14 protein-coding genes are annotated in these 7,789 nt (G+C 66.6%); 11 read left to right on the forward strand and 3 right to left on the reverse strand.

Annotation, left to right across the window (positions count from 1 at the left end; all coding sequences use genetic code 11):
• Both KHC23_RS00060 and KHC23_RS00065 read right to left on the reverse strand, forming a co-directional pair.
• A partial coding sequence (locus KHC23_RS00060) for a hypothetical protein (protein WP_213368050.1) occupies positions 1–246 on the reverse strand: 246 nt, incomplete at its 3' end.
• Between the two features lie 84 nt (positions 247–330).
• A complete protein-coding gene (locus KHC23_RS00065) occupies positions 331–831 on the reverse strand; it encodes a helix-turn-helix domain-containing protein (RefSeq protein WP_213368052.1) in 501 nt (166 codons plus the stop codon).
• 238 nt (positions 832–1,069) lie between these two features.
• Here KHC23_RS00065 and KHC23_RS24820 point away from each other — a divergent pair, with 238 nt between their 5' ends.
• The 4 genes from KHC23_RS24820 to KHC23_RS00085 are packed head-to-tail and all read left to right on the forward strand — an operon-like array spanning position 1,070 to position 2,137.
• Positions 1,070–1,354, forward strand: a complete 285-nt coding sequence (locus tag KHC23_RS24820; protein WP_213368053.1) for a helix-turn-helix domain-containing protein — start codon at positions 1,070–1,072, stop codon at positions 1,352–1,354.
• Positions 1,351–1,521, forward strand: a complete 171-nt coding sequence (locus KHC23_RS00075; protein WP_213368055.1) for a hypothetical protein — start codon at positions 1,351–1,353, stop codon at positions 1,519–1,521. Before KHC23_RS24820 ends, KHC23_RS00075 begins: the two co-directional genes overlap by 4 nt.
• A 5-nt stretch (positions 1,522–1,526) precedes the next feature.
• A complete protein-coding gene (locus KHC23_RS00080; protein ID WP_213368057.1) occupies positions 1,527–1,871 on the forward strand; it encodes a DDE-type integrase/transposase/recombinase in 345 nt (114 codons plus the stop codon).
• A complete protein-coding gene (locus tag KHC23_RS00085; RefSeq protein ID WP_213368059.1) occupies positions 1,871–2,137 on the forward strand; it encodes a hypothetical protein in 267 nt (88 codons plus the stop codon). The genes KHC23_RS00080 and KHC23_RS00085 overlap by 1 nt, the downstream gene beginning before the upstream one ends.
• Positions 2,138–2,199: 62 nt before the next feature.
• Here the strand turns inward: KHC23_RS00085 and KHC23_RS00090 are convergent, their stop codons facing one another.
• On the reverse strand, positions 2,200–2,709 hold the full coding sequence (locus KHC23_RS00090; protein ID WP_213368061.1) for a hypothetical protein: 510 nt from the start codon (positions 2,707–2,709) through the stop codon (positions 2,200–2,202).
• Between the two features lie 163 nt (positions 2,710–2,872).
• Between KHC23_RS00090 and KHC23_RS00095 the strand changes: the two genes are divergently transcribed.
• The 7 genes from KHC23_RS00095 to KHC23_RS00125 all read left to right on the forward strand — a co-directional run.
• Positions 2,873–3,085, forward strand: coding sequence for a hypothetical protein (locus KHC23_RS00095; protein ID WP_213368063.1), 213 nt, complete (start codon positions 2,873–2,875; stop codon positions 3,083–3,085).
• A 2-nt stretch (positions 3,086–3,087) separates the two neighbouring features.
• Positions 3,088–3,576 carry a hypothetical protein gene (locus KHC23_RS00100; RefSeq protein WP_213368065.1) on the forward strand — a complete coding sequence of 163 codons (489 nt, stop codon included), beginning with the start codon at positions 3,088–3,090 and terminating at the stop codon, positions 3,574–3,576.
• Positions 3,573–5,714: a DDE-type integrase/transposase/recombinase gene (locus KHC23_RS00105; RefSeq protein WP_213368067.1), complete on the forward strand. Its 2,142-nt coding sequence runs from the start codon at positions 3,573–3,575 to the stop codon at positions 5,712–5,714. The genes KHC23_RS00100 and KHC23_RS00105 overlap by 4 nt, the downstream gene beginning before the upstream one ends.
• Before the next feature lie 22 nt (positions 5,715–5,736).
• On the forward strand, positions 5,737–6,495 hold the full coding sequence (locus tag KHC23_RS00110; protein ID WP_213368069.1) for an AAA family ATPase: 759 nt from the start codon (positions 5,737–5,739) through the stop codon (positions 6,493–6,495).
• Between the two features lie 23 nt (positions 6,496–6,518).
• Positions 6,519–7,124, forward strand: coding sequence for a hypothetical protein (locus tag KHC23_RS00115; protein WP_213368070.1), 606 nt, complete (start codon positions 6,519–6,521; stop codon positions 7,122–7,124).
• The gene (locus tag KHC23_RS00120) at positions 7,124–7,504 is read left to right on the forward strand and encodes a helix-turn-helix domain-containing protein (protein ID WP_213368072.1); all 381 of its coding nucleotides are present in this window, start codon (positions 7,124–7,126) and stop codon (positions 7,502–7,504) included. Before KHC23_RS00115 ends, KHC23_RS00120 begins: the two co-directional genes overlap by 1 nt.
• Positions 7,501–7,789, forward strand: a 289-nt coding sequence (locus tag KHC23_RS00125) for a hypothetical protein (RefSeq protein ID WP_213368074.1), incomplete at its 3' end; no start/stop codon positions are given. The genes KHC23_RS00120 and KHC23_RS00125, both read left to right, overlap by 4 nt.

The raw sequence follows: 7,789 nt of genomic DNA on the forward strand, positions 1-7,789 counted from the left end.
CTCTGACGAGGCAAGAATTACGAGCCCGTCACCGCTGCTAAAGGCGCAGACAACCTTGCCCTCATCCCGGCACTTAGACTTCGCGACCCGAATTTTCAGGTCGGCGGAAGATGCGGTCTTGTTGAACAGGGTGCCAAAATCGGACGGAGCGCCCCCCAGGTCCTTGGCGAGTGCCGGTCCAACTAAAAGCCAGGCGACAGTGGCGCAGAAGACGGCCCGCGATGCGGCGCCAATACGGTTAACCATTACCACATCCTATCCATAAAAGCGGCTTAAGCGCTGCAACAGATCGTGCAACCATTTGGGGTGTAGCGGCAAGAAGCAGCATTCTCACGAGGCGGAGGCCGAGCGTTTGCCGGAGCCGGGCGGCGACTCTTTGAGCAACCGCCTCAGGCGGTTGCCAGCCAGCGCAACTTGGGCCTCGTAGTCCTCCGGCGCCTCGGCAACGCGCAGGATTTCCGCGTAATTCTCGATAGATAGACGCCCCAGATCGGCCGGCGAGATCGTCGCACCCATATCCTTATAGGTTCGGGCGATCATGTCGGTGACACGCGCCATCAACTCTCGATCTATCGGTATGCCTGCCCTGCCAGCGGAATCCGCGCGCATGTCACCTGCGCCCTTGAGTATCCAATTCAAGCTGAACCCGAGATCGGCCAGTTTCGTAAGGGTGGACCAACTCGGCGTACCGCCGCCCTCCTCGTAGGTGCGCCAGGCGTTCACGCCGATTCCCAAGTGCTTCGACATTGCGGTCGCGTTTGAAATACCTAGCGCTTTCCTGATTTCAATGAATCTACCGCCGAAATCGGTGATTCGATTCGTGTCGGTCATCCCCGTGACCCTTCAGCACTGACCAATTCGGTTGTCAGGACTGACGGCGTCAGACCTAATACAAAATCGTATTTAAACAACGGCTTATGCTGTCCGCACGGTCGCTTTTGCGCCCCAGCGAGACTGACGCTGAAATAGGATTTGCAAATCACCAATATCGGTGACATCCTTCCTCCGAACAGAAGCAAACCACCCCCAAAAAAGCCCGGTCCTGGCCGACCGGGCTCCAAGGTTCCCGATGCGTAAACGAAGCCCACGCGACTGGCATCCTGAGGACATCAAGGCCGCCGTTCGGAAGACCCGATATGGCAGCCTTGCGGCCCTCTCTCTTGCCTACGGCCTGCCTGAGCATGCGTGTCGCCACGCCTGCCGTTCAGCCAACTTCCACGGGGAGATGGCGATCGCCGAGGCGCTCGACCGTTCTCCCCGCGAAATCTGGCCCAGCCGCTACGACAGCCGCCGGCCGCGCTTCATCCGTTCACCCGCTCAACCTACCGCACCCGCTGTGGAGAGGTCATTGTGAAAATCACAGCCACTGTGAAACAGGCCGGCGGCGATTCTTCCGCCTCGACTGTCCGCCAGCCCTGCCGCCGGTCCCGCCGCCATGACGCCGTGCTGATCCAGGCACTCGTCATCGCCACCCTCGTCATCGGCACGGCGAACGTCCTCGCCGGCCTCGGCCGGTGGTGAGCGCCATGACCGGGATGCCTCTGCGCCATCATGAATGCTGGGTTGTCGACGTGAAGTCGCTCGACGTGCTCGTTGAGGGACGTCGTCCCTGGCTCGCGGCCGTTGTCGATGTCCGTTCGCGCACCATGCTCGGGCACTACACGGGCGGCTCTCGGACGGCGGCGGTATGGGGCGCCATTTCTGCGGCCCTGACGAAGTGGGGGGCGCCGGAGCGCATCGTCGCTGACGACGTGCGCAACCTGCCCGAAGGCGCCCTCGCCGACCTCGGCGTGAAGGTGGAGCGCCCCCTTGCCTATCGGCCCAGCGTGATGGCGCTGGCGGAGCGCGCGCTGCGCGAGGTGGCGCCGTGATGTACGTCATCGGTCGCCTCGCTCCCGAACATCGCAGCGGCTGCGCCTATTGGAGCGGCGCCGTCAGCTGCGAGCCCGCGCCCGGCGGGGCGCTGATGATCATTGGCGAGGCGACCAGCCGGACCGGCGTGCTGGCGGTCGACGACGCCGATGTCGCGGCGGGGCTCGCGCTGTGGCTCAACACCTCGCCGGCACTGCGCCGACCGCCCGGCGCCGCGCTCTGGTGCGCGATGCCGATACCCGAAGAGTTCGGGAGGGCGGCATGACATTGCGCCTGCGGCTGCTGGGCTCCACGTCTTCAGCGGCGGTCCTGCGGCCGGACCTTGGTCTACTCGAAGAGACCCCGCCGAGGCATGGCGGCGAACATGACGGCAGGCCCTCTGTCGGCGTTCTTGTGTGCCGTGCTGCCGCACGCGTGGCACTTGAGCATATCCGTATGCGGCTCGTGCTTTTCAAACTGAAGTATCGACTTCACCTTGCGCTCGAAGCAGTGAGTGCAGAGGTGGGGGTTCGTCTTGTTCACGGCACCGTCAGCCTTGGCCGTGTACGCAAAGGAATGAGGTCCGATCGCCTCAAGGATGTAGTTCTCTCGATTGATCTCAAACTCACGCAGCTTGCCGTTCTCGCGTTCAAGTTCGCGCATGCGGTCGAACAGCGCCGAGTAGCGCTCCCGCATGTCTTGCATTGCGTCGATCAGGTCGCCGATCTGCAAATTGAGGGTGTTCCGCATCTCCTGGTCGACTTCGCCGGAAAGTTTGCGAATCCCTTCTCGAACGGTCTTCGCGGCCGACACCATGCCGCTGAATACATTGAGGCCTTCCCCAAATCCGAATGCCATTCCTCTTCCCCCGACTCGGTTTTCGCACCTCTGAGCATCGGGGAAGCGCGCCACCTGCGCCAGTGGTGGGGCGGCGGGGCTACCCGCAACCTCCCTGAGCCAAACTGCCGGGCGGGCGCTGCCGCACGCCGCGTCCGCCCGGCGCCTTTCTCGCGGGGGCGCGATGAGTAAACGCCCTGCCTGGTCCTGGAAGGATGTAGCCGTCGTGGTGCCGAAGGCGCCGGTGATCCGCATCACACTTTCGCTCGATGTCGACACCCATCGCCACCTTGAAGCGATTGCCGCGGCTTCCGGAACGACGCTGAAGGCCACGGCGGCTGAGATGCTGCGCGACCTCGCGGCCGACGACGCGGCCGCTCATGGGGAGGGGCGCTGAGAATGGCCCGTCGCCCCGTCCATGACCCCGCCCAGGCGAATTTCTTCGACCTGCCGCAGCCTCCGGTGAGCCTTCCCGGCTTCGGCCTGCGGCTGCGCGAGGCATTGGTCGAGACGCTGGCTGTCGCAAGGGAGGCGAAGGGGCTCGACCGTTTCGCCGTCGCCGCGGAAATGAGCCGCCTCGATCCCGACCGCGAGGTCTCCAAGGCGATGCTCGACCGTTATTGCGCGCCGAGCGCCGAGGACTGGCGCTTCCCGCTGGAAGCCCTGCCGGCGCTGATCCGCGTGACGGACGACGCCCGGCTGCTGACGCTGGTCGCGGAGGCTTGTGACCATCGCGTGGTGCCCTCGGAGGCGGCGGCGCTGGGCGAGCTGATGATGCTGGAGCTGAAGGAAAAGCGCATCCGTGAACGCAAGGAGGCGCTCAAGCGCTCCCTGCCGCAGGGCGCCCTGCAATGGGCCGAGCGCGAAGCCGCGAGACGCGGCCGATGAGCGAGGTCTGGAAGACAGCGGCAGGATGGGCGGCGGAGAAGTTGCCGGGTTTGCCGGAAACCGAAAGCGGCATTGTCCGGCGAGCCAAGGCGGACGGATGGTCGTTTCGCTCCCGCGCCGCCGCTGGCGGCGGACGCGAGTATCCGCTCGCCGTCCTTCCGGAAGGTGCTCGCGTCGAATTTGCCCGCCGCCAGATCGCTGCCGTCGACCTGCCCGCCTCCTTCATGACCGATGCCGAGGCTGAGTCCGAGGCGCAGGAGCTCTCGCAAAGTGCGGCCGAGCAGCGGGATGCGCGGCTGGTGATCCTTGCCGCGCTCGACCGCTTCACTGCCGATAGCGGTCTCTCGCGCCGAGAGGCGGATGCTCACTTCTGCGCCGCCTATTCGGCCGGCGCGATAGAGGTTGCGCCGTGGGTCCGTGCCTCCGTGAAGTCGATTGCCCGCGCCACCCTGTTCCGCTGGCGCGCCGCCCGAAAGGCTGGCGAAACCCATCGGCTTGCGGTCGACAAGGGCGCCGCTCGACGCAATCGCGGCGCCCTCGATGTCGCCAATGGCGGCGCCGTGCGCAACACCATCCTCGCCGCCATGGCGAAGAACTCGTATCTTTCCGGCGACCATATCCGGGCGATAGTCGTCGACCGGTTCGGCTCCACGCTCGACGTCGGCCATGCACAGGCGCCGGTGCCGTCCGCGCGGACGTTTCAAATAGTCCTGAAGAGGTGGCGCGAGACCTATTCGGCCGAGCTTCTGGCGCTCACCGATCCCGACGCCTTCAAGAACAGGCTGCGGGTTTCGGGGCGTTCGGCGCATCTGGTGAGCCGCTGCAACGAACTCTGGACTATTGACGCCTCGCCGGCTGACGTCCTGACGAAGGACGGGCGACACAGCGTCTATGTGGCAGTCGACGTTTTCTCGCGACGGATGATCGTCTTCGTCTCCAAGACGCCTTCATCGACAGCGGTCGGCCTGCTGATGCGCCGAGCCATCCTTGAATGGGGCGTGCCGGAGCGGGTGAAGACGGACAACGGCTCCGACTTCGTCGCCAAATTCACCCAACGCGTGCTCGCCGCCCTCGGCATCGATGTCGAGCTTTCCGCCCCCTTCTCGCCCTGGCAGAAGGGCACGGTCGAGCGCGCCATCGGCACGCTGCAGCGCGACCTCATGCGCACGCTTCCGGGCTTTGTCGGGCATTCCGTCGCGGACAGGAAGGCCATCGAGGGCCGCAAGGCATTCGCCCAGCGCCTCGGCACCGACGTCGACAAGGCGTTCTCGGTCGACCTGACGCCGGCCGAGTTGCAGGACTATTGCGATCGCTGGGCTCGTGACCGCTACGCCAACCGGCCTCACCGTGGCCTCGACGGCGCCACGCCGTTCCAGGTCGCCAGCGCCGACCGCACGCCCATCCGCAGCGTCGACGCCCGCGCGCTCGACATGCTGCTCGCGCCCGTCGCCGGCCGCAATGGCCTGCGCACGGTCGGCAAGGAAGGCGTCCAAATCGATCGCACCTTCTACATCGCCGCCGGCGTGATGCCGGGCACCGAGGTGCTCGTGCGCATGGACCCGGCCGACATGGGGCGCGCCTACCTGTTCGATGCCGCCGGGGAGACCTTCCTCGGCGAGGCTATCGCCCCCGAACTCGCCGGTGTCGACCCGGCCGAGGCTGTCGCCCGCGCCCAGGCGGCACAGAAGGCTTTCATGGCCGAGGGCACGGCCGAGCTGCGCAAGACGAAATTCAAGGCCCGCGACTTTGCCGACGCGATCCTTCGCCAGTCCACGGCGCAGGCGGGGACGCTGATCGCCTTCCCGAAACGGGAAGAGGCCCACTCCACGCCGGCGATCGCCGCTGCGACGGACGCCATGACGGCGCCCGCACCTCGGCCGACGCCCGCCTCCGTCATCGACATGCAGCGTCAGCTGCTCGCCGAGGAGAACGTGGCCCCGCTCCGCCGGGCGGAGACCGCTCATGACCGGTGGAAGCGCGCCGGCGCGATCGCCGCGCGCCTCAAGGCCGGGGAGCCGGTCAATCCGGCCGACCTGATGTGGCTCGGCGGCTACCGCGAGGGGCCGGAATACCGGGGTTACGCCGCCACCTGGGGTGACCCGCTGGAAGAAGAAAACCCGGCCGAAGCCGGGCTTTGAAGTCGAATTGAAGGAGACGAGAATGACTGTCGCCATTCCGAAGGTCAATGGACCGATCGCCCTCAAGAATGTCGCCGCGTTCATGACGCTGGCGACGCAGCTCATCGACCGTTCGCCCCACCTGCCGGGCATCGGCGTCTGCTACGGCCCGTCCGGCTATGGCAAGACCTATGCGTCGATCTTCTGCCAGAACAAGACCCGCGCCGTGCGCGTCGAAGTCGGCGAGAGCTGGACGCGGGCGACATTCCTTCGGATGGTCCTGATCGAGCTTGGCGTCGAGCCTCGCGGAACGATCTCCGGCATGGCAGAGCGCGCCAAGGCGGCGCTCGGAGACAACCCGCGCCGGCCGCTGATCGTCGACGAGGCCGACAAGATCGTCGACAAGGGCTACATCGAGCTGGTCCGCGAGCTTCAGGAGCACTCCGGCGCCCCGGTGCTGCTGATCGGCGAGGAGAAGCTCCCCACGAAGCTGGAGCGCATCGAGCGCGTCGCCAACCGCGTGCTGGACTGGATGCCGGCGCAGCCTTGCGACATCGAGGACGCGCATCACCTTGCCAACGCCTTTTGCCCCAACCTGACGATATCCGAGGATTTGCTCGACGAAATCCGCCGGCAGAGCCAGGGACGCGCCCGCCGCATCGTCGTCAATCTCGCCCAGGTGCAGGAAATCGCCCGCAATCGCGGCATCACGGCCGTCGATCGTTCCGCCTGGGGGCGAGCCGAGTTCTACACCTCGAAGGCCCCCCGCGCGCGGCGGGACATTGAGCTGGCGGTGGCGTGATGGCGCGACATTCAACCCTCGCCATGGCCGAGATGGCCGTCCATGTGCCCCGAGGCCACGCCGCCTATTGGGCGATCATCCGTGAGTTCGACGCGCAGGGGCCCTGGTGCGTGAGCGATGTCGACGGCCAGAGCAATGCCGGTCGGCGCGAAGTGTCGGCTTACGTCTCCCGCCTTGTGCGCGCCGGCCTCGCGCACGTCGTCGAGCACCGGCGCAAAGGCCCGACGCCGGTCCCCTATTATCGATTGCTCGACCGGCGGACGGAGGCGCCGCGGCTGCGGCGCGACGGCTCCGAGTGCCAGCCCACCGCCAATGAGCAGATGTGGCGCGCCATGCGCTCGCTGGCGACCTTCGACGCCAAGGAGATCGCCTTCGCTGCGTCCACCGACGTCGTGACCGTCAACGAGGTCGCGGCGAAGGACTACATCAAGCGTCTCGCCGGCGCCGGCTACCTCGTCGTCGTCCAGGAGGCGAAAGCCGGCCGCAAGGGCCGGCCGGCCATCTGGCGCCTGAAGCCGGCCATGAACACCGGCCCCCTGCCGCCCCTGATCATGCGCACGAAGTTCGTGTGGGACGCCAATCGGCAGGTTGTCATGGGACCGGCCGCCACGGCCGAGGAGGTGGTCTGATGGCTGCCTCGCCCGACTTCCCCGCAAAAGCGCGCGCCGCCTGGGGCGATGCCCCTGACTGGATCGTCGCCCTGGCGGAAGCCTGCCAGCGCGAGACGCAAAGCGGGGTCGCCCGCCGCCTCGGCGTCTCCGGCTCGCAGATATCGCATGTACTGGCCAACAACTATGCCGGCCGGCTCGACCGCATCGAGCAGCTGGTGCGCGGTGCCTATCTCGGCGCCACCGTCGATTGCCCGGTGCTCGGCGAGATCAGCCGCGACCGCTGCCTCGACGAACAGGGGCGGCCTTTCGCAGCGACGAGCAGCCTTCGGGCGTCGCTCTATCGGGCCTGCCGTGGCGGGTGCCCGCACGCCACCCACTGCAAGGGAGCGGCGGCATGAACGAGCAGCAGCCCGTCATCGTCACGCTCGACGAGGTCCGCGCGACCGCGCGCAAAATCGTCAACCACACCAGCACGCGCGAAGCGTTCGGCGTCTCTGTGCATCACATCATCGCCCTGGCGCACACGGTCTGTGCCCTCGACGACGTCGCCCGGCTCTCGGCTGAGTACTTCGCAACGCGCGACCAAATGGGTCGCGCGGGCGCCGCCGGCGACGTCGCAGGCGAGCAGTCTGCCGACGATCTTCTCGACGAGATCGAACTCGAACTCGCCGACGCCCTCATGG

The sequence above is a fragment of the Ancylobacter dichloromethanicus genome (assembly GCF_018390645.1).
In the GTDB taxonomy this organism is placed as follows: Bacteria; Pseudomonadota; Alphaproteobacteria; order Rhizobiales; family Xanthobacteraceae; genus Ancylobacter; species Ancylobacter dichloromethanicus.